This is a genomic window from Paenarthrobacter ureafaciens (assembly GCF_004028095.1).
Lineage (GTDB): Bacteria > Actinomycetota > Actinomycetes > Actinomycetales > Micrococcaceae > Arthrobacter > Arthrobacter ureafaciens.
This window is the reverse complement of record NZ_SBHM01000009.1, coordinates 74,256-95,808: the sequence shown is the minus strand read 5'-3', so window position 1 is coordinate 95,808 and position 21,553 is coordinate 74,256. Positions and strand designations below refer to the sequence as shown.

Annotated in this window: 20 protein-coding genes; 13 read left to right on the top strand and 7 right to left on the bottom strand. The window is 60.9% G+C overall.

Features of this window, described 5'->3' with window-relative positions:
* Position 1: 1 nt before the first annotated feature.
* From AUR_RS19125 to AUR_RS19115, 3 genes are read right to left on the bottom strand one after another with little or no spacing between them, the layout of a single operon-like run.
* The gene (locus AUR_RS19125) at positions 2–1,165 is read right to left on the bottom strand and encodes an acyl-CoA dehydrogenase family protein (RefSeq protein WP_062096571.1); all 1,164 of its coding nucleotides are present in this window, start codon (positions 1,163–1,165) and stop codon (positions 2–4) included.
* On the bottom strand, positions 1,162–2,403 hold the full coding sequence (locus tag AUR_RS19120) for a CaiB/BaiF CoA transferase family protein (RefSeq protein WP_082694589.1): 1,242 nt from the start codon (positions 2,401–2,403) through the stop codon (positions 1,162–1,164). The genes AUR_RS19125 and AUR_RS19120 overlap by 4 nt, the downstream gene beginning before the upstream one ends.
* Before the next feature lie 30 nt (positions 2,404–2,433).
* Positions 2,434–3,717, bottom strand: coding sequence for an MFS transporter (locus AUR_RS19115; protein ID WP_206616289.1), 1,284 nt, complete (start codon positions 3,715–3,717; stop codon positions 2,434–2,436).
* 484 nt (positions 3,718–4,201) lie between these two features.
* On the opposite strand from AUR_RS19115, the gene AUR_RS19110 reads away from it, so the two are divergent.
* From AUR_RS19110 to AUR_RS19095, 4 genes are all read left to right on the top strand, one after another.
* Positions 4,202–5,233, top strand: coding sequence for a LacI family DNA-binding transcriptional regulator (locus tag AUR_RS19110; RefSeq protein ID WP_062096566.1), 1,032 nt, complete (start codon positions 4,202–4,204; stop codon positions 5,231–5,233).
* Between the two features lie 84 nt (positions 5,234–5,317).
* Complete coding sequence (locus tag AUR_RS19105; protein ID WP_062096564.1) at positions 5,318–6,319, top strand: VOC family protein; 1,002 nt, start codon at positions 5,318–5,320, stop codon at positions 6,317–6,319.
* A gap of 28 nt (positions 6,320–6,347) precedes the next feature.
* Positions 6,348–6,890, top strand: a complete 543-nt coding sequence (locus AUR_RS19100) for a carboxymuconolactone decarboxylase family protein (RefSeq protein ID WP_062096562.1) — start codon at positions 6,348–6,350, stop codon at positions 6,888–6,890.
* Between the two features lie 57 nt (positions 6,891–6,947).
* Positions 6,948–8,057 (top strand): alcohol dehydrogenase catalytic domain-containing protein, encoded by a 1,110-nt coding sequence (locus AUR_RS19095; RefSeq protein ID WP_206616288.1) that lies wholly within the window; start codon positions 6,948–6,950, stop codon positions 8,055–8,057.
* Between the two features lie 78 nt (positions 8,058–8,135).
* Here the strand turns inward: AUR_RS19095 and AUR_RS19090 are convergent, their stop codons facing one another.
* The gene (locus tag AUR_RS19090; protein WP_206616287.1) at positions 8,136–8,651 is read right to left on the bottom strand and encodes a cupin domain-containing protein; all 516 of its coding nucleotides are present in this window, start codon (positions 8,649–8,651) and stop codon (positions 8,136–8,138) included.
* A 167-nt stretch (positions 8,652–8,818) separates the two neighbouring features.
* Between AUR_RS19090 and AUR_RS19085 the strand changes: the two genes are divergently transcribed.
* The 9 genes from AUR_RS19085 (at position 8,819) to AUR_RS20630 (ending at position 17,522) form a co-directional block, all read left to right on the top strand.
* On the top strand, positions 8,819–9,895 hold the full coding sequence (locus AUR_RS19085) for a fumarylacetoacetate hydrolase family protein (protein ID WP_082694588.1): 1,077 nt from the start codon (positions 8,819–8,821) through the stop codon (positions 9,893–9,895).
* Positions 9,892–10,881: a C-terminal binding protein gene (locus AUR_RS19080; protein WP_062096556.1), complete on the top strand. Its 990-nt coding sequence runs from the start codon at positions 9,892–9,894 to the stop codon at positions 10,879–10,881. Before AUR_RS19085 ends, AUR_RS19080 begins: the two co-directional genes overlap by 4 nt.
* A complete protein-coding gene (gene eno / locus AUR_RS19075) occupies positions 10,878–12,182 on the top strand; it encodes a phosphopyruvate hydratase (RefSeq protein WP_062096554.1) in 1,305 nt (434 codons plus the stop codon). Before AUR_RS19080 ends, eno begins: the two co-directional genes overlap by 4 nt.
* A complete protein-coding gene (locus AUR_RS19070) occupies positions 12,179–13,225 on the top strand; it encodes a phosphotransferase family protein (RefSeq protein WP_062096552.1) in 1,047 nt (348 codons plus the stop codon). Before eno ends, AUR_RS19070 begins: the two co-directional genes overlap by 4 nt.
* Positions 13,222–14,163: a fumarylacetoacetate hydrolase family protein gene (locus AUR_RS19065; protein WP_062096550.1), complete on the top strand. Its 942-nt coding sequence runs from the start codon at positions 13,222–13,224 to the stop codon at positions 14,161–14,163. The genes AUR_RS19070 and AUR_RS19065 overlap by 4 nt, the downstream gene beginning before the upstream one ends.
* Positions 14,164–14,173: 10 nt before the next feature.
* On the top strand, positions 14,174–15,112 hold the full coding sequence (locus tag AUR_RS19060; protein WP_062096548.1) for a quinone oxidoreductase family protein: 939 nt from the start codon (positions 14,174–14,176) through the stop codon (positions 15,110–15,112).
* Between the two features lie 559 nt (positions 15,113–15,671).
* Positions 15,672–16,022 (top strand): hypothetical protein, encoded by a 351-nt coding sequence (locus AUR_RS20635; RefSeq protein ID WP_241650978.1) that lies wholly within the window; start codon positions 15,672–15,674, stop codon positions 16,020–16,022.
* Between the two features lie 313 nt (positions 16,023–16,335).
* On the top strand, positions 16,336–16,956 hold the full coding sequence (locus AUR_RS19050) for a helix-turn-helix domain-containing protein (protein ID WP_082694587.1): 621 nt from the start codon (positions 16,336–16,338) through the stop codon (positions 16,954–16,956).
* Complete coding sequence (locus AUR_RS20630; protein WP_241650977.1) at positions 16,953–17,522, top strand: DUF6036 family nucleotidyltransferase; 570 nt, start codon at positions 16,953–16,955, stop codon at positions 17,520–17,522. The genes AUR_RS19050 and AUR_RS20630 overlap by 4 nt, the downstream gene beginning before the upstream one ends.
* A 1,045-nt stretch (positions 17,523–18,567) precedes the next feature.
* On the opposite strand, the gene AUR_RS19040 is transcribed toward AUR_RS20630, so the two are convergent.
* From AUR_RS19040 to AUR_RS19030, 3 genes are read right to left on the bottom strand one after another with little or no spacing between them, the layout of a single operon-like run.
* Positions 18,568–19,533: a quinone oxidoreductase family protein gene (locus AUR_RS19040; RefSeq protein ID WP_062096545.1), complete on the bottom strand. Its 966-nt coding sequence runs from the start codon at positions 19,531–19,533 to the stop codon at positions 18,568–18,570.
* A gap of 19 nt (positions 19,534–19,552) precedes the next feature.
* The gene (dmpG, locus tag AUR_RS19035; protein WP_062096543.1) at positions 19,553–20,587 is read right to left on the bottom strand and encodes a 4-hydroxy-2-oxovalerate aldolase; all 1,035 of its coding nucleotides are present in this window, start codon (positions 20,585–20,587) and stop codon (positions 19,553–19,555) included.
* Positions 20,584–21,540 (bottom strand): acetaldehyde dehydrogenase (acetylating), encoded by a 957-nt coding sequence (locus AUR_RS19030; RefSeq protein WP_062096540.1) that lies wholly within the window; start codon positions 21,538–21,540, stop codon positions 20,584–20,586. The genes dmpG and AUR_RS19030 overlap by 4 nt, the downstream gene beginning before the upstream one ends.
* Positions 21,541–21,553: the final 13 nt, after the last annotated feature.

Below are 21,553 nucleotides of genomic sequence, written 5' to 3'. Positions count from 1 at the left end.
GTTACGAGAAGCTCGGGATGCCGGTGATTGCGCGACCCATAATCAGTGTGTGTACCTCGTCGGTGCCTTCGTAGGTGCGCACACTCTCCAGATTGTTGGCGTGCCGGAGCGGTGAGTGGTCAAGGGTGATCCCGTTTCCGCCGAGAATGGTGCGGGCGGACCGGCAGATCTCTATCGCCTGCCGGACGTTGTTGAGCTTACCGAAGGAAATCTGTTCGGGGCGCAGCCTGCCGGCGTCCTTGAGCCGTCCTGTTTGGAGGGCAACTAGCGTTCCCTTCTGAATCTCCAGGACCATATCCACGAGTTTTTGTTGGGTGAGTTGGAACGAGGCGATCGGCTTTCCGAATTGGGTGCGCTCCTGTGTGTAGGCGAGAACCGTCTGGTAGGCATCACGGGCGGCGCCCATGGCCCCCCACATGATGCCGTAGCGTGCTTCGTTGAGGCAGGAGAAGGGACCTCGGAGACCCTCCGCTCCGGGTAACGCGGCGCTTTCCGGCAAATGTACGTTGCTCAAGGTGATGTCGCACTGAATAGACGCGCGCATGGACATTTTCCCGGTTATCGGGGTGGCGGAGAAGCCCGGCGTGTCTGTGGGGACGACAAAGCCGCGTATGCCGTCCTCGGTTTTCGCCCATATGATCGCGACGTCTGCAATGGAGGCCAGGCCGATCCAGCGTTTCGCTCCATTCAGGACCCATCCCGATTTACCGCGCACGGCACGGGTGACCATTCCACCGGGATCGCTGCCAGCAGTCGGCTCGGTGAGGCCGAAGCAACCGATAAGCTCCCCGGCAGCCATGCCCGGCAACCACTGTTGCTTCTGCTCCTCGGAGCCGAACTTGGAGATGGCGCTCATGGCCAGAGACCCCTGCACGGACACGAAGGTCCTGATCCCGGAGTCCCCGGCCTCAAGCTCCATCGCGGCGATGCCGTATTCGACGGCACTCCGGCCACCGCAGTCGTACCCTTCCAGGTGCATTCCCAAGAGGCCGAGGCTGCCCATCTCCTTGACCAGGTCCTGGGGAAAGACGGCGTCCTCGTACCAGGCATTGATGTTGGGCCGGATACGGTCATCGACGAATCGCCGTACTTGCCCGCGAAGGACAAGTTCCGGCTCGGTGAGTAAGGCGTCGATGTCCAGATAGTCTGTGGCGAGGTCGGTCACGAGTGTGCTCCCATTGGTTGCTGCTTGCTGTTACTGAAGTGGTTTGGTTGTTGCGGTAATTTCGCGTTGACGGGTCCATGAAGCCACGCTGATACGTCGTCGGAATCTTGTCCGAGCCGCGGAGGCCGTCGAACATACGAGACGGGTGTTTCGGACATGCTGATCGGATTGGCGGGCAAGCTGACGGCATTGTTCCCGCCGCCGACATTGACGAGGGGGTTCAGTCCCAATTCCTCGGCCATCGCGAAGGCGTCGGCGATGTTGTTGACAGGGCCACAGGGAACCCCGCATGCCGAAAGCGTGCCGTACCAGTAGCCGGCAGTCTGCCCACTGGTGCGGGTACTGATGAGCCGGTCGAGTTCATCGATGTGGGCCACCCTGGACGCGTTGGCGGTGAACCGTGGATCATCTGCGGCCTCCGGGATACCCAGGGCTGCACAGAGCCGGCCGAACTGCCGGTCATTTCCGACCGCGATGACGATCGGACGGTCCGACGCCGGGAACAGCTGGTAGGGGGCGATCGACGGATGACGATTCCCAATGATGCCTGGAACCGAGCCACCTGCGGTGTAACCTACACTTTGGTTGACCATGCTGGACAACAACGTACTCAGCAGGTTGACTTCAACCAGTTGACCCCGGCCGGTTGTTTCCCGGGCCCGCAGGGCCGCCAGCACACCGACCGCAGCATGAAGCCCAGTCAGAACGTCCACCAAGGCCACGCCTGCCTTCACAGGGAAGCCGGGGCCGGGACCTGTCACGCTCATGAGCCCTCCAACGGCCTGGACCAGAAGGTCATATCCAGGCAGTGCAGCCGCGGCTTCAGTTGAGCCAAAGCCCGTGACCGAGCAGTACACCAATCGTGGGTTGATGGCTGCAGCTTGTTGGTAGGACAAGCCATGCCGTGCCATTGTGCCCGGACGGAAGTTTTCTATGAGTACATCTGCCCGCCGGATGAGCTCGACGAGGTTTCGATGGTCTGCTTCGTTGGACATGTCTGCCGTGAACGAACGCTTGTTGCGGTTTACGGACAAGAAGTACGTCGCTTCGTGATCATCGGTATAGGGTGGGCCCCAGTGGCGGGTGTCGTCCCCAAGGCCGGGGCGCTCTATCTTGATCACGTCTGCGCCAAGGTCGCCGAACACCATGGTTGCGTAGGGAGCGGCAAGCACCCGGCTGAAGTCTGCAACGACCACACCGGCCATCGCACCCGTCGGATGGTGGTGCACATCAGTCATGGGGTTTCCTCCTGAGCCATTCACAGGACATCAATGGCTGGCCGCCCGGGGTGCGTTGTTGAACAGGGACGTCTGAACTACAAGCATGATCGCAGCGGCCGCCAGCGGAAGTGCGGTGACCTGCAGGAGTCCGGCTCCCTGCCAGCCGACCTGCGGGACAAGGGCAGCGAACAAGAGACCCGAAAAGGCTGCGGAACCGTAATAGCACGTGACGAACAATCCGGCCGCACGCCCCACCTGGTGTGGACGGACGGCTCGCTGGATCACACTGTTGGTGTTGGGGAAAAAGACACCCGTTCCGAAGACGCCCATGAGGCAGGCGAACACACATTGCCATGCAAAGTTCGCCTGCACCTGATAGATGAGTACGCCGAGCACAGCCATCACCACCAAGGAAACGATGAGCAAGGTCCGCTGGTTGATCCGGTCACCCATCCAACCACCGAGTAGGCCTGCCAGCCCGCCCAGACCCACGAAGCTGAGTGCCACCGCGGATTCTCCGGTGGAGACGCCCAGTTGTGTGGTCAGGAACGTTGGGTACAACCCCAGGAAGCCATAAAGGGCGAGGGCACCGCATCCTGAGGCTGCGGCTATAGCGAGGGAGTTGCGGTTGTAGGCTTTGGCCGGCATGTAGTCGTAGGAGCCCCCAACGCCCGTCATGCTGATGGCCTGCTCAGTGAATTTACGGCTCACGGTGAACATCGCAACTACTGCCAGGAGCAGTCCGAGTAGCCCGAAAATGGTGAACGGGGCCCGCCACGTCCCAAATTGGCCGGCGAACATGATGCCGAGCGCAGGACCGAAGGTGGCGCCCAGCCCAAATGCGAAGCCCAGGATTCCGAGGGCTAGACCGCGGCGATGATGGAAATACGCTCCCACGGCGGCGAAGAGTGCAGCAGCCTGCATACCTTCGCCGAGCCCGGAGATGATCCGGTAAACGGCCATGTCTCCCCACGATGTTGCCAGTGGGGTGGCGAGCGTGCCGAGCGAGTAGATGACGATGCTCACCAACAGAACGGCTTTGCGGGAGAAACGCTCCACCAGGAAACCTGCGGGTATTCCGGCGACAGCCATTCCGAGGGTGAAAACGGTGGCAAGGAGCCCTCCCGTTTGAAGGGTAAAGCCGTAATCTTTCGCGATCGTGCTCAATAGCGGCGCGAAAACCTGGCGGTCCATCGCGTTGAGCATGAACGTTACTGCCAGAATTCCCAGTGAGACGCCAGCTGTGACGTTGGTGGCCATGCCTTCGGGGTTGTTCTTGACCCTGGAAGGAGCAGGGCTGGCTGGGACGGCATCCATGGAGATGGCGTCCATAGGCTCAGGGTAGGTGGGTACTGAATGCTTGACACTGGAACCCGTTGCGCCCGAGGGGCTGCCCGGGACGGAAGAATTGGGATGGGACATCGTTGTCTCCTGGTTATGGGGCTGTTTCGTGGAGAGGAAAGATCTGGCTTTAGGCGGTTAACAGACCTCTGCGGGAACCCTCGTCTCGCTCTGGCCGTGGTGTGCCGGCGCTGGGAGGGGTTTGAAGATTTTTCGGTGCTTGATGATGCTAACGATAGCACTGGAGTGACCCCAGTCAAGGGCGCGGCCGGAAATTCCCCTTCCTAACGCCACGCGGCCTTCGTCGGAGAGTGGAAAGCAAAGACGTAGGCCCACGCTGGACCGCAGCCGAGCGTCCAGCCCGCTCTTGACGAGTGCCGCACTCGTGCTATCGTTAGCATCAAAGCGACTGATATGGCTACGAGCCGCCGCGTCGTACGCAATGACCCACTAAAAGAATTGCCCTGGAGGAATGATGGTCACAACCAAAGACATCGCCGAACACCTGAAACTTTCGGTTTCTACGGTGGGCCGAGCACTGGCAGACGACGCACGCATCAGCGAACAAACCAAAGTTCGTGTCCGTCAAGCTGCCTCTGAGCTTGGATATGTCGGCAACCGCGCGGCGAGGATGATGCGTGGTGCCTCCAGTAACGTTGTGGGGCTGGTCATCCCGGATGTCCGCAACAGCTTTTACTCCACTATCGCCCACGAGTTGTCGGCCATCATGGCCGCCGAGGAGTATCAGCTGATGCTCGCGGAAACATTCGATGATCGCCTGATTGAAAGACGACACCTACGGGAACTGTCGGCCAGTCACGCAGCGGGCTTGATAATTGCGCCGACCCCTAACCCGCACGTGGACTCGGCCAACCTGCTGCGCGGCATGCCGCACGTTCAGTTGTTGCGCAGGCATGCGTCGCTTGGAGCGCAGTGGTTCGGTCTTGACGATCAACGGGCGCTCCAGGACGCCACAGCGCATCTTCTGGAACTGGGCCACAAGCGCATTGCGTATATCGGAGCCTCGAAGGAACTGCCTACAGGCCAGGAACGACTTGAGGGCTATCAACAGGCATTGCACGCCCAAGGCATCCCGCTGACCTCCGACTTCATTGAGCTGGGTCCACCTGCGTCGCCAGAACACGCAAAGGAGGCTCTCCGCCGGCTTCTGAACCGGCCAACCCCGCCGACAGCCCTTGTGCTCGGTTCCGTGCAACACACCGTCGGCGTGCTCGACGCAGCTTTGGACATGGACCTTGAGGTGCCCGAGGAGCTTTCCGTCGTCGGTTTCGGCGATCAAAGCGGATTCTCATGGTGGGGGCGCGGCCTTACCACCATCAGCCTTCCCATCGGTGACGTCGCCACCTCGTGTGGGCTTTGGTTCATCCGCAGGCTCACCAGCCCGCCAGCCGGCAACGACCCCTATGAGTCCGTGTCGGCGGGCTGGCTTGTGCCCCGCGGAAGCACTGCCGCACCGCGGGCGGAAAAGCACAAGCGCTCCGCCTGAAACCGTGACACCAACAATAAATACGCACTCTGTGCGCACTAAGAATAGAGGGTGCTACCCGTAGCACCAATTGGAGAAAACATCATGCTGCCACCGGTCGACCTGCGCCCGCCGTTCAACATCAGTCGGACGAGCCATTTACGACTAAACGTCGCCGACCTGGCCGAGAGCCGCAAGTTCTACACCACTGTCCTGGGCTTGGTGGTGAGTGACGAGGACGACTCGACCGTCTATCTTCGCGGCTTGGCCGAGGCTTGTCACCACAGCCTCGTCCTGGAAAAAAGCCCCGACGGCGGTACAGCCCGTCGTCTCGGATTCCGCGTCTTTTTCGACGAGGACTTGGATGAGGCCTACCGGTACTTCCGTGAACGCGGACTCCCGGCTGAGTGGGTGGAGATGCCTCACCAAGGCCGGACGCTGCAAGTATCCGACCCCACCGGCACACCCCTTGAGTTGTGTGCAACGATGTCCACCAGGCCACGTCTGCATATCAACTTTGAACACTACAAAGGTGCACATGCGCAGCGGCTGGATCACTTTCAATTGCTGGTGCCGGACGTCTATGAGTCGTGTGCTTTTTACAGCGGCCTGGGGTTCCGCAACTCGGAGTACCTGGAGCACGGCGACGAGCTCATCGGCGCCTTCATGTATCGCAAAGGAACCTGTCTGGACCTCGCCATGGTTCCAGGCGACGGCCCCAGCCTGCACCATTTCGCCTACACCGTCTCCGAAAGCCATGACATCTTTACCGCTTGCGACTTCGCGGGCATCCTGGGGTACGGCGACGGCGTCGAGCGTGGTCCAGGCCGCCACGGGCCGGGCGGCATGCTGTTCAGCTACCTTCGCGATCCGGACGGCCACCGCGTCGAAGTCTTCAACAGCCACTACCAAACCATCGACATCGAGACAGAGCCCGTCCGCTGGGACGCAACATCGGTCAGCACCAATGCCCGGTGGGGACTCCCCGCTTTGGAGAAGTGGTACTTCGAGGCTTCTGCCTTCGTTGATGTCCCGCTGAGGTCCCCCGCCATTCCCCCTTCACCCATGACGCTGGAGAAGTTCCTGTCCAGCCCGCAACCACGCTGATCCCCACAGAACTGAGGTCCAACACATCATGTCCCGAGTACCTTCCCTCTCCCGCGACCATGCAGCGTCCATCGACCAACAGCCCCTTTGGGACAGGCTCGAAGCGGAGCGCAAAGTGCCGACGGCCAACATCTTCCGCACCTTGGCAAACGCCCCGGTCCTTCTCGACGCCTTCCTTTCCTACGCCAACGCCCTGCGGGACGGTTCCGAGCTGAGCCCCAAGCTGCGTGAACTGGCCATATTGTCAGTAGGCCATGCCACAGGCTCCGAATATGAGATCGCCCATCATCAGTCACATGGCCGCAAGGCCGGCATCACCGACGAGCAGCTTGCAGCAGTGGCAGACGCCGCGAACTCCGGCTTGTTCACCGAGGCTGAACTTGCCGTCATTGCCCTCGCCAGGGAGTCCACCAACGACGTGCACGTGTCCAGCGAAACGTGGGATGCCGCCGCCGCACACCTGGATGACCAGCAAATGGTGGAACTGACCCTGACCATTGCCTGGTACAACTCCGGGGTCCGCATCATGGGCCTCCTCCACATCGATCTCGAGGACAGCTACCGCAAGTAGCTGTTCCCGAAGGACACACCCATACCAACCAACTTTCTATGCAAAGGAGCCCCGTCAATGACGATGATGCGCGCCGCACGACTACATAAGATCGGCGAACCCATGTCGATCGACACGATCGAAGTACCCAAACCCCGTCCCACCGATGTGCTTGTCCGGGTCAAGGCGGTTGGCATCGTGCCCAACATGGCCAACGTCATCAACAGCTGGCCGACCTGGTTCCCACACCAGCCCATCCCTGCCTTTCCTGCAATCTTTGGACTCGACCCCACCGGCGTGGTGGAGGAGGTCGGAGAATCGGTCATCAACGTCAAGCCAGGTGACCGTGTCTACGTAAGCCCGCTGCGCTCCTGCGGAAGTTGCTACGCCTGTTCGGCTGGTACTCCGAGCCGCTGCCGCTATTACACCCTTAACGGGTACTTCAGCACGTCCCGTGACGGCCAGCGGATTTTCGACCAATATCCATATGGCGGCTTCAGTGAATTCATGACCGCACCTCAACAGGCATTGGTAAAAATCCCGGACAATTTGCCGTTCGAGTTGGCCGCCCGTTTCGGCTACATCGGCACAGCGTACGGCGCCCTCAAATTGGCTGACGCCGGGCCCGGCACTGTCGCCTTGATCGACGGCATCACGGGCACACTCGGCGTTGCAGCAACTGTGCTCTGCTTGAGCATGGGGGTGGCGAAAATCCTCGGGACCGGACGCAATCAGGAGTTGCTGGAGCGTGTTAAGGCCCTCTCGCCGCGCCGGATCGAAGTCCTTACGCTCGGCGAGCAGTCGAGCGCAGAGTGGGCCAGGGAGCGGACACGCGGCGACGGAGCGCACTTTGTCATCAGTGCGCTCGGTGCCCGGGCCGATGCTGCAGCCATGATTGACTCCATGAAGGGCGTCAGGCGTGGCGGGAAAGTGGTGAACGTTGGCGGGGTTTCCGAGGAGGTTCCAGTTGACATGAAATGGCTGATGGACGAGCAAGTCCAACTCATCGGCTCGAATTGGTTCACGGCAGCCCAGGGACAGGAAATGGCCGACATGATCGAGACAGGAACACTCGACCTTAACTATTTGGAGACCGAGGCGTTTCCTTTGTCGGATGTCAACACCGCGATCTCCGGCCGGTTGAAGGATCCTCGAGGGGGCTTCAGCAACTACATCGTTCTCCCCTAGCAAGAAAAGCGGTGCCGGTCGCTCCACGTGATCGACCGGCACCGCGCTCCAAGGATCCCGTGACGGGGATCCCGGAACTCAGGCGTCGACGCCGGTGAGCAGGAAAGCCACCGCCGCCGGCGCCTTCGTTTTGTTGCGCCATGCGTGTCGCGCAGCGAGCTGGACTACTGTGTCTCCGGGCGTGAGACGCACCTGGAACCCGTCATCGAGTTCAAGCCACAGTTCTCCGTCCAAAACAACCCCATAGTCGACGCTGCGCGTCTTGTGCATCCCATTGGGCTCAAATACTTCCGCCAGGTCCGGTGCATAGTCCCCTAGCTCCTGTCCTGCCGCAACCGGGTCAAAGTCCGGGCTCATAACCACGGAATCCGGCGCATACCGGACGATGACGAAGCTGGCGCCCCCGGGTCCGGGGACCACCGGCCCATGGTTGTCCGTAGGTTCGCCTTCAGGAAGGTCTCCTGTGGGCGTGCCCGCGGTGAACCAGATCCTGGTCTGCGACTGTCCAGGCATGCTCTGGAAGTCATGGCTGTTGGGGACAAACCCATCGGAGACCAGCACCGATCTTCCACTGTCATCGGTACCTGTAACCACCCTGCGAACATTCACTGTGAATCCCTTCAACTAACGTCAGTGCCATCGTTAGCACTATTACTCAGCTCGGCCTCGCTGTCAACGAGGAGTGAATTCCCAAGCAACTGTTCGTTTTAGTTGAAAGCAAGGTAGTGCCGCGGTGTCGAGTCTGTGCTATCGTTAGCACTATGTTCGATGACGATCACTCAAACCCCGACTTTGCCCCCAAAGGAGTTGTCTTCGCCCAAGCGGCCTCGCTTGGAGGGGTGGCCGAGGTGTGGCTCGTACAAGGTAGCCGTGCTCTTCCATTACTGGACTGGGCGCAAGAATGGCCGTGCGCAAGGTTCACCTCGATCAGCGACCTGCTCCAACAGTGGAATGAGCACCACTCTGAACTGCAATGCCTAACAGAACTACCGGCGACCGGACGGGCGATCGCCGAACAAGGCTTGGCCGTCAGGTCACTTCGCATCGAAGCTCCACTCCGGCCCAGGCAGCTGTTCTGCACTATTGGCAACTATCGGAGGCAAGTGGTGGAAGCCGCCGTCGACGCCGCCCTTCCAGTCGACGCCGAACGAACGCGCACCGCGACTATGCGGGCGCTCGATCAGCGGCAACGGGAGGGCAGCCCGTACATTTGCCTCACCAGCATGGAGCGCGTGGGCGTCCCTTACGGCGAACTGATCATTGACCAGGACGTGGACACGATGGACTGGGAAGTCGAGATCGGTGCAGTCATAGGGGCTTCTGCCACGCGCCTGACGCTCTCCGAAGCGCCGCTGGTGATTGCCGGTTACTGCGTCGTCAACGACCTGACCATCCGTTCGCGAGTGGTCAGGCCCGACCTCCCCGTACTGGGCAGCGACTGGCTGCAATGCAAGGGCATGGAAGGATCATTGCCTGTTGGCCCGTGGTTCGTCCCTGCATGGCAGGTACCCAACCCCTCCAGCCTCAAGCTGCAGCTGACCCTTAATGGCACGACTATGCAGGATGACACAGCAGAGGACATGGTGTTCACCATTCCTGAACAGCTGCAGCACCTGTCCCGGCACACCCCACTTCGCCCTGGCGACCTGCTCTGCACGGGCTCCCCTGCCGGTTTTGGCCTCCACCACGGCCGTTTCCTCCGTGCAGGCGACTTAGTCACGGCCTCGGTATCCGGGCTGGGCACGCAGGTCACACAGTGCGTGGAACCAGCCCCCAACACAACCACACCCCACCCATATCCGGCCGAAACAGGCCAAGGAATGAAGGAGTACGCATGACCCAGCAGCAGACCGTCTTGCTGACCGACCGGGCCTGGCCCGACGACGGCATCGAGCGGGAAATACTCGAAAAAGCCGGATACCGCGTCATCTCCGGCCCGGCCGACCCCGCCCCGGTGGAAACCATCGACGCGCTGGTCGCTGAACACCAGCCCGCTGCCATCCTCACCTGCTGGGCAGCCGTGTCCGCAGATGCGATCGCCTCCTCGGTCCCCCTGCGGATCGTAGCCCGCATGGGAGTGGGCTTGGACAACATCGCCGTATCTGCCGCTACTAATCGCGGCGTGCAGGTCACTAACGTCCCCGATTATTGCGTGGCCGAGGTTTCGGATCACGCCGTTGGCTTGGCTCTTGCCTGGACCCGTGGCCTGGTCACTGCCGACCGTGAAGTGCGCGCCGGCAAGTGGAACCCGGCAGGTGCCCGCCTTCGCCGCTTGTCCACCCTGACTTGCGGCGTCATCGGATATGGCCGGATCGGCAGAGCAACCGCCGCTAAGCTGCGCGCCCTCGAAGCCCGCGTTGTGATCAGTGATCCGAATGCGCCTGCCGACACCGACGGCATGGAGGTGCTGGCCCTTGACGATCTCCTTGCGAGCTGTGATGTGGTCATTCTCCACGCGCCCTTGGTCCCGCAGACGCACCATCTCATCGGCCAACGGGAGTTGGCCTTGCTGCCGCGTGATGCGTTTATTATCAACGTCAGCCGCGGGGGCCTGGTGGACACGGCAGCGCTGCTCGCTTCCTTGAACAGCGGACATCTGGGCGGTGCAGGTTTGGACGTCCTTGAGGAAGAGCCAGTTGTTCCCGAAGAGCTGTTGGCCCATCCCGGGGTAGTCGTCACGCCGCATATAGCTTTCGCGTCCGACGCTTCCGTCATCGACCTGCGCCGCAGCGCTGCCGAGGAAGTTGTGCGCGTCCTGCGCGGTGAACCAGCCCGCTATCCCTGCAACACCCCTTCCCCTCTCACCACTGGAGTGTCATTTTGAGCACGATCCACCATGTCCACGGCCGCCAAATTTTCGATTCTCGAGGACGACCCACTGTGGAGGTCGAGGTCGTCCTCCACACTGGTGTCAGGGGACGGGCATCCGTGCCTTCCGGCGCGTCCACCGGCACTCACGAGGCCCACGAACTGCGGGACGGGGATGAGTCGGCGTTCGACGGACTCGGCGTCACGGCAGCCGTGGACCATGTCAACGGCGAGATCGCCGAAGCGCTGCGTGGCCTCGACGTCGAGAACCAACGCGCCATAGACGAGCGACTTCGGGAGTTGGATGGAACAGCCAACTTGTCACGTCTTGGCGCCAACGCCGTACTCGGCGTGTCCCTGGCTGTCTGCCGGGCCTCCGCCATCGCGAGAGAGCTGCCACTGTATCGGCGAATCGCCCAGCTCGCCAACATCGACGAGCCGGCGCTCCCGATGCCGATGGTCAACATTCTTTCCGGCGGGCTGCACGCCGGCCGCGGAATGGATGTCCAGGATTTTCTGGCCGTCCCGGTAGCGGCAACGTCAGCCCTCGAAGCGATCCAGCTCACATCACGGGTGCGGGCGGCGGCCGCCAGGCTCTGCGCCGAACAGGGGCTGCCAACTCTGTTGGCCGACGAAGGCGGCCTCAGCCCGGCATGTCGGACCGGTGAAGAAGCCCTCGAACTGATCACACAGTCCATTGAGGCCGCGGGTTTACAGCCCGGAACTGACATCGCAATCGCCATCGACGTGGCCGCCTCGTCCCTGTATGACAGCAGCTCCGGTGACTATCATCTGCGCCGGCAGGAACGCCATTTCAGCACAGCTGAGATGATCGACATGGTCTCGTCCTGGGTGGATCGCTTTGCGATCGTCTCGATCGAAGATCCCCTTGATGAGGATGACTGGGCCGGATGGGAGGCACTGACCTCGCAACTGGGACAACGTGTCAGGTTGATCGGTGATGACCTGTTCACAACCAACAGCTCACGGCTCGCCCAAGGCATAGCACGCGGTGTCGCCAACGGTGTCCTCGTCAAGGTCAACCAGAACGGCACTCTTTCCGGCACACTCGACGTCGTCGCGGAGGCGCGCGCGGCTGGCTATGCGCCAGTTGTTTCTGCGCGATCCGGGGAGACCGAGGATGACTTCCTTGCGGACCTCGCAGTTGGCACCGGGGCCGGGCAGATCAAAATTGGCTCTGTCCGGAACTCGGAGCGACTGGCCAAGTACAACCAACTGGTGCGCATCGCCGAAGATTCGTCCTTGGCTTTCAGGCAGCTGCCCACCTTGGGCACCACTCCATTGGCTGTCCGGTGAACGCCGTGGAGCCTGAAGCCCGCGTGAGGGAGTTCCTGCTTCGCCACGGGCTCGTGCAGCCTTCCGAGGCGGCACAATTCACCCCCCTGACTGGTGGCGTGAGTTCGGACCTCTGGCGGGTGGACTTGCCTGGCCGTACGCTCTGCGTCAAGGGTGCGCTGGGCCGGCTTAAGGTAGCCCAGGAATGGTTGGCACCCACTTCCCGAAACCGGGTGGAGTATGACTGGCTGCAATTCGCCTCCCGGACTGCTCCCCAGCAGGTTCCGCAGGTGCTGGCTTATGACGAGCTAGCTGGATTGTTCGCCATGCAGTTCCTCCCGCCGGAAGACTACCCGGTGTGGAAGTCCGAGCTCCTTGCCGGGCACATCGATCCAGCGTCCGCGCAGTCAGTCGGAGAATTGCTTGGTCGCTTGCACTCAGCAAGCACCAAGGACTCAACGGCTGCAACCACGTTCGCTACTGACGACAACTTCGATGCCTTGCGCATCGAGCCCTACTTCCGCGTCACCGCCCGGGCAAACCCGGACCTTGAAGACCGGATCGATTGGCTCGCGGAGGTGACAGCCGGCACGCACCTGACAGTGATCCACGGGGACGTCAGTCCAAAGAATATTCTTCTTGGACCCCACGGGCCGGTGCTGCTCGACGCCGAGTGTGGCTGGTTCGGTGACCCTGCGTTCGATGTGGCGTTCTGCGTGAACCATTTGCTGCTCAAGGCCATCGTTCTGCCTGATCGCACCGAGGAATTGCATCACTCCGTCCATCGTCTGTTGGAAGGATATGTCCAGCACATCGACTGGGAAGCGGAAGACCGCCTTAGGGAACGCATCGCTGCGCTCCTGCCGCTGCTGGCACTTGCACGCGTTGACGGCGCATCCCCTGTGGAGTACTTGTCGCTATCCCAACGCAACCGGGTCCGGGAACTCGCGCGGTCCCTCATGACCGGCCCCATCTCCACGGTCGACGTGATCGTCGACGACTGGATGGTGGCGGCAAGTGCCGGCAGACCAGACACGGCGCCCATCAAGGAGCCAACCCTGTGACGTTCTCTCTTTCGACCATCCGGATCAATGGGGTACCAACCCCAACTCTCCGACTCCCTGACGGTCGCCTCTACAAAATCGCTGATGTCTCCCCCGAGTTGGTTTCTGCCGATTCCGCGCGCGGGCTGATGGCTGTCTTTGCCAACTGGGAGGCCGCTGAAGCCCGGCTGCTCACCGCCGTCGACAATCTGCCAAACAGTGACGTCCAGCCAATTACCGAGCCGACGCTGCTGGAGGACTGGCTGACTCCGCTGCAGTATCCGAACAAAGTCATCTGCACTGGCGCCAATTACTACGACCATGTCATTAACGACGGCGGTCATGCGGGATTTTCGAAGAAGGACAACGTTCCGGTCTTCTTCCTCAAACCGCCCACCACCACCCTCGTCGGCCAAGGACGTTCAGTCCGGTACCCCACCCAGACCGAGAAATTCGACTACGAACTTGAGTTGGCGTTCGTCATAGGCCGGGCCGGCCGTCACATACCTGCGGAGCGGGCTCGGGAACACATCGCGGGCTACACGATCGCCCTGGACCTGTCGGCCCGGGACTGGCAGCGCCATCCCAAGCACCTGGTCAAGTTCGACCTGTTCGGGGGCAAGGTCTTCGACGACAGCTGCCCCCTGGGTCCGGAAATCGTGCCCGCCCGCTTTGTAGATGACACGGACCTGCAACTGCAGTTTTGGCTCAATGGCGAGCTACGGCAAAACGCCAACACCTCCAACCTCATCTGGTCGGTGCCCGAGCTGATCTCCCAAATCAGCGAACACGTGACACTTGAACCCGGCGACGTCGTACTCACCGGAACGCCTGCAGGTGTGGGCCTTAGCACCGGGACATGGATGACCGTGGGTGATCAGCTCAAAGGTCAGATCACCGGCCTCGGTTCAATCAGCGTGCAGATCGTCGCCAACACCACAACCAACGCTCCGTCATAAAGGACACACCATGAAAGCAGCAGTCCTCACACAGACCGGAACCGCACCGGAGTATGCAGAGTTCCCGGACCCTCAAGCCGAAACTGGCCATGTCATCGTCGATGTCGTTGCTGCCGGGGTCCACCACCTCGACCTGGCAAGGGCCTCCGGCGCTTACGGGGACCCGGGCACCTTGCCATACGTCATAGGGGCAGACGGAGTAGGACGGACGGCCTCCGGACGCAGAGTCTTCTTCACCGCACCAATTGCGCCCCACGGCTCCTGGGCCGAGCAAACGTTGGTTGCTGAACAGGATCTGCTGGACCTCTCTGACGACATAGATGACGTCACCGCCGCCGCCCTCGGCAACACCGGACTGGCCGCTTGGCTGGCCCTCACTTGGCGCGCGAACCTTCAACCCGGGCAGAACGTGCTCGTGCTCGGAGCAACCGGCGCACTTGGGTCAGTGGCTGTCCAGATCGCAGCTGCCCTCGGCGCTGCCAGGGTAGTCGCCGCGGACCGTGAATCCGACCGTCTTGCCGTTTCCCGACAGCGAGGTGCCGATGCCACGGTAACCATTACACCGGACACGGACTTGGTAGAAGCCCTAAGACAGGCCAGTGGGGGGCGCGGCTACGACGTCATCATTGATCCCATCTGGGGTGACCCAGCGCTGGCGGCCATGCACGTCGCTGCAAACGGGGCCCGCCACATTCAGATCGGCCAGTCGGCGGCATCGACTATACAACTGCCCGCGAATGTCATCCGCGCAGCGCGGCTGGAACTGCTCGGTTTCGCACATGTGGATGCGCCGTACGACGTCCGCCGCAACGCCTATCTGAAACTTACCGGGCTGGCAGCGACCGGCGCCCTGAACGTAGATACCGCAGTTCTTCCGCTTGCCGAATGCGGGCGGGCATGGGAAATCCAGCAACAGGGCTCCCCTGCCAAGCTCGTTCTAACCCCCTAAAGCAGAGCATCTGTGGCCTGTTCCCTCGAAATATAGGAACCCAATGATTACCCAATCGACTCACTACTACGCGGAAATAGTAATAACCGATGGTAAAGAGCTTGAACACCAACTCGACAAAGCCGTTGAGGAAGCAATTCAAGAAGCTCCAACGAACCCGGGCTGCGGCGTCTTGGTTACCCGACGCGATCGACGAACATTCACTATCGAACTTACTAATGATGTGCCCCACGGAACGATTACCGAACGTGAGTTGTCAAACCCCGTCCCCACAAGAATTTCCTGACAAAACCCTCCAAGCGATGACCATGCCAGACCCCAAGGAGATGACATGTACTTCGACGTCAGCACACCATCAACGTCACGACGGAACGACACAGACCCCAAGGACGTCGAAAGAGCCGCTCCAAAACCTCAACTACCGCAACATGAAACCGCGCTCATAGCGCTGCCATGGATGGGCCTTCACTACACAATCGAAGAAACCGGAAGCTAAAGCCTTGTAGCGGCTTTTCAGAACCAAGCCCAACCCCGACCACCTCGCCGAAAGAGCATCCCCGTGATAAATGACAAGCACGTTCGCATCCGGATTGCGGGCCGCAGCCGCAGTACACCCAAAACTGCTGCGAACTGGAAACTCTCCAATGGACCCGCTGACCTGGAAGATGAACTACGACGCACGCCGCAGCTAATCAAGCACTGGAAGTACCTTTGGCGCCGTGAATTCGTGGAACTCCGGCGTGGCAACGCAATAGTTGGCACCGGGCACGTGGACGAAACAACAGATGATGCAAGCGTTCTATGGATTATCCTCTCCAACGGCCGGGGCCGCATGCTGATCCATCACCTCGATGGGATCGACATTTGGCGCCTGGACCACCGCATCACCGACCAGCCAAGCCACCCATAAACAGAGGCATGATCGCAGCCGACACTCTGTTGTTTTGGTCACCCCATGACCTGAACGAAACGGCCCACTTGGTCCCACAACGGTTTGAGGGCACGCCAGCCTGACATCACGGTGGGGACGCCAAGTACACCGCGGCTACCGGATCTACTGATAAGAGCTGTCCAGGAAGCTGTCATCAGATTTCCTCCTTTCACACATTCATGGCGCTTCGACCTCGCGGCAACATGACCCGCCTGCCCGGGCGCGGCCCACGCCCGCCAAGAATGCAACTGTCACCATTCGGTGACATAATGCAAAGGAAGGGGAAACGATAATGACGTACAGGACCAGCATCAACTCACCGATCGCGGCCGGAGCGATCCTCCGCGCCCGGCGCCAGGCAAACGGGCTCTCCCAACAGGCTCTTGCCAACAAGGCAGGGGTGTCACGAAAGTTCCTCATAGATCTCGAAGCCGGCCACGAACACGCTGAACTCGGCAAGACCCTCGCCGTCATGTCAGCCCTCGGCCTCTCATTGGAAGCCATAGACCCCATTCCACGCGGCAGCGACCACGACCCGGGCCGCCGCGACTACGCCCAAACCTTCACAGAGTTGCTCGCCAACCGGGACTTCGAGTTCGCGATCAAGATGCTCGCCGACTACGCCACCGCCTCCCTCAAGGCAGGTCACCCTCTGCTCCAGCGCAGCCCCCGGCTGAAGGACCCGCACTGGTCCGCTGCCCTCGCCGGCATCACCAACTACACGGCACACCGGCTCGGCCAACCAGCACCGCCCTGGACCCAACGCATCAAACCACTCACCGAAGCGTGGATGCCTGCCGAGTCCTACCGGCACATCCGCGAACCCATGAAGCAACTCACCATGTCCGAAACACCCGACGAACTCGCCGCCATGAACGTCTTCATCCGCGAACGCAGCCTGGCCACCGCATGAGCTCCGGAGAACTCACCTCCATCCAAATCCATGCACTCCTCGAAGAGCTCGGCCACCGCCTGCAGGCCCGCGGCGTCTACGGGGACGTGAAGCTCGTTGGCGGTGCGGCACTGATCCTGCAGGGAATCGGCAACCGACCTACCGCCGACATCGATGCCAGCTACGCGGACAAAACCGCCATCGACGCCGTCGTCGCGGACATGGCCGCTGACTACGATCTCCCACCCGACTGGCTCAACTCCAACGCCGCAGCCTTCCTCCCGGACAACGCCACCTGGGTCGAACTTGAACGCCTCGACGGGATCACCATCCATGCAGCGGATACCGAAACGCTCCTCGCCATGAAGATCGCCGCGGAACGGGATAAGGACACCCTCGACATCGCCCGACTCCTACGGCGACTCAACATCACCAACGCCAACGACGCCGTCGACATCGCCTACAACAAATACGGCGAACACTCCATCCCTTTGGCAGCAGGACGCCACAACTACCTCATTGTCGTCGATGACGCCCTCGACGCGGCCACCACCCTTGAACCGGGCTCCAGGGAGAAAGCTGAGTAGGGGCGAACAGTCAGCTCCGCTCGAACTGTGCCTCATAATCAGACTGGACCTCCTGTTCGGCCCGACCTCGGGGCGGGGTGTGGCCCGTTGCGTAGCCACTCATTGCTGATCTCCGTGGCCTTCGCTGGGCGCGGGCGTCGAAGGAGAAGAACCTCGGACACCTATCCGAGCAGCAGCGCCGCTAGCCCTGTGATCGGCGCGGCGCAGCGCCGGCTCGTTCACTGCTCCGTTTGCGATAAATCATGTTGCCAGGAACTCAGAGACCAAATGAAGAGGTGATCACCCGGAATCCGAGTCAGGAAGGGCTCCACGTGGTACCTGCTTTAAGTGTGGACAGTGTCCACACCCCCCTTTGGTAGGACAAACCGGGAGGCAACCTCGATGCCAGCCAACACGGGGAGCGGATTCGAGAAGAAATTTCAGCAGCATTGGTGAAACGTCATGTCGTCGCCACAACCACCGCCCATGAAGTAGTGCGCCGCCAACCGGGGCCGCCGGAAAACCCCAGAAAAGGACACCGACTGACTCCACAACCCAGCCAACGGAGCGCCCACCAGCCCAGGCACCGACCCCGTTCCCCCACCCAAACTGAACAGGCCGTACCCGGCGGCCAGGCACCATCCGGGACGATGAGGCAGAGGCACTTGTCAACATTTGTCCACACTTAAACGCAAAAACCCCTCTGACGAGGGGTTATGCAGTGCCCGAGGTGGGACTCGAACGCGATTCCTGGCCTTGCTATTGCCGGGATCCCGCGGAAACATGCGGAATCCGGGCCAGTCCGGCGGCTGTACGGGCCAGTCCGAGGCGGAAAGTGTGGACATTGTCCACACCTCGTTTTTTGCTCAGACGATACTTCGCTCGATCGACTCACACGAAGGGGCACGCAAAATCTGCCCCCCGGAAATCGACGGCTGCCACCTTTGAAGCTTCGCTGCTGGATGAGGCTTTCACTCCGCGCGTGACCAGCGGTCAGGAGAAACCCTGACCTACAGAGACTTTTCGGGGCACAGATGCACTGCCGGTGTGGTCAAAGGACCGATAACTACGGTATGAGAATGCCTTTCCCTTGAAGTCGGCCCTCTTCAAGTTCCTGGTGCGCGCGGCACGCATCTCGTAGGGGATATTGAGTGCTAGCAAGGACCTTGAGAGCATTGCTTCCAGCAGCAGTGAAGATCTCCGAGGAGCGCCAGCGCCGTTCGACGGGATTTTGTAAATACGCCGCCATGGATGGCTGCATGAGGGTGATTGACTTTTCGGCTATCGTTCCTTGCAGGTCGATGGGAGGGACAGGACCCGAGCGTTGGCCGAACGACACCAAGGTACCGCGAACAGTGAGCGAGGCAATTGATTCGGCAATTGTCTCCCCACCGACGCAGTCGTACACAACATCGACCCCGCGGCCATCGGTAAGGTTGCGGACGTCCGTGTTGAAGTCGGCGCGACGGAAGTTTTGATCTGCTCCGGCTTGCAGAGCGAGGGCTTCCCGTTGGTCCGCCGGCGCAGTAGTTATGACCCGGGCGCCCTTGGCCTTGAGCAGTTGGATAAGGAGCAAGCCCATTTCATCTCCGTCTGTGTTGACTAGGGCCGTGTGGTGGCCGGCTACAGCAAAGGAGGAATTTACCAAGTAGTGGGCAGTCAGTCCTTGGAAGGTTAGCGCGGCCGCGGTGACATCGTCGACGTCGTCAGGTATTGGCAATGCTTTTTCCGCGTCGACCAGGACGTATTCCGCGTAGCAGCCGACGCTTTCTGCCGTGGCTATGCGATCGCCCTCGCTAAATTCCTCAGACCCTTCTGCTGCTTCTACAACAGTGCCTGAGGCTTCCGTGCCGGGTATGTAGGGATAAAGGGTCTTGCGCGTGCCTCTTCGTTCAAGGGCGTCTCTGAAGTTGATCCCAGCAGCGGCCACCCGCACCAGCAACTGCCCCCGCTGAGGGACAGGGCGTGGAACCGTTAGATAGTTCAAGACTTCGGGTCCGCCGGCGCGGGTGGCAACGATTGCGTGTGGCATAGCGTCCTTGGTGTGAGTTTCAGTTGGTTCCGGCCGCCTGTAGGTTCAACGCCACATCGACAATCATGTCTTCCTGTCCTCCTACGTAGCCGGCTTTGCCCACTTCCTGGAGGATCTGCCAGGCCGGCACCCCGTAGCGTTCTGCTGCCCGCTCTGCATGGATAAGGAATGAGGAATAGACCCCGGCGTAGCCTTGCATGATTGAAGCACGATCCATGACGGGCATGCGGGTGATGATCGGTTTCACGATATCTTCCGCTGCGGCCATCAGACCCTGGGTGTCTACGCCCGTCGAGATGTTGAGCCGATCGAATGCTGCAGCAAGTACTTCCGTGGGCGAATTGCCTGCCCCTGCCCCCAGGGCAACAAGAGTGCCGTCGATCTGCCGCGCACCGGCGCGTACAGCGAAGACGGAATTGGCGACGCCGAAGCTCAGGTTTTGGTGGCCATGGAACCCTACTTGCGCATCGGCACCGAGTTCGGTCACCAGGGCCGCGACCCGATCCGCGACATCTTCAAGAATTAGGGCACCGGCTGAGTCGACGACGTAGACACACTGGCAGCCGGAATCGGCCATGATGCGGGCCTGCTTGGCGAGTTCCTCGGGACTGGCACGATGCGAGAGCATGAGGAAACCTACAGTTTCCATACCTAAATCCCGAGCATGGGAGAAGTGCTGGGTGGAGATGTCTGCTTCGGTGCAGTGGGTCGCGATCCGCGCAACTGTTGCGCCGACGTCGTATGCCTGGTTGAGGTCGTGAATGGTGCCCAGGCCCGGAAGCATGAGCACGGCGATCCTGGCGCGTTCGGCTTCATCGGCGGCGGCCTTGATGAGCTGCAGTTCCGGCGTCAGGGAAAACCCGTAGTTGAAGGACGAGCCACCCAGGCCGTCTCCGTGGGTCACCTCGATCACTTCGACATGGGCATCGTCGAGTGCCCGGACCACGCTTCGTACGTGCGCTTCGGTGAATCGGTGACTCATTGCGTGTGAACCATCGCGCAGGGTGGTATCTGTCAGACGGATGCTGGAACCGCTGTTTTCGGTAGGGCTCATGACTGGCTCCCGGTGTTCTCGGTGGAGGCTGTGACGAGCTCAGACTCGTCCATCTTCTCGGCAAGGAGGTCTGCAGTGCGGGTTGCAGCCGCAGTGATAATGTCCAGGTTGCCGGCATATTCGGGTAGGTAGTCTGCGGCACCTTTGACTTGGACCCACACGCCCACTCTTCCGGCACCATTCCAATCGTCGCGGGAGCTATCGAACTGTGGTTCGACACGCAGTTCGTAACCAGGAACGTATTCGCGGGTTTTTTCGACAGCCTCGGCGATCGCAGCCCGAATTCGCTCCTGGGTTGGACCCGGTTCGGCCGCTTCTGCCGGTATGGCGCAGTAGATGGTGTTCCTCATGATCATGGGCGGTTCAACCGGGTTGATGATGATGATCGCTTTGCCTTGCTTGGCACCACCGACAGCCTGGAGCGCCTCTGCGGTAGTTTCGGTGAACTCATCGACGTTGGCCCGTGTGCCGGGGCCGGCAGACTTCGAGGCTATGGATGCCACGATTTCTGCATAATCCACTGGGACTACGGACGAGATAGCCGCAACGATCGGCGTCGTCGCTTGGCCGGCGCAGGTAATCATGTTGACGTTCATGGTGTCGGTGATCGATTCCAAATTGACTACCGGGGCGACGTAAGGCCCCACCGCGGCAGGGGTGAGGTCTATGGCTCGGATGCCCGCCTCTCGATACTTCGGGGCGTTCGCGGCGTGGGCTTTAGCGGAAGTACATTCGAACACAAAGTCCGGTTTGTCCTCCTGCGCCAGCAGCCACTCGACGCCTTCTGAAGAGACTGTCACGCCGAGGCGGGCTGCGCGGGCAAGGCCGTCAGAGTTGGGGTCTATGCCGATCATGTATTTGACTTCGACGTTTTTCGAGCGTCGCATGATCTTGAACATCAAGTCGGTCCCGATGTTGCCTGAACCGACAATTGCGGCGGTCTTCTTGGCCATGTGGGTTTCCTTT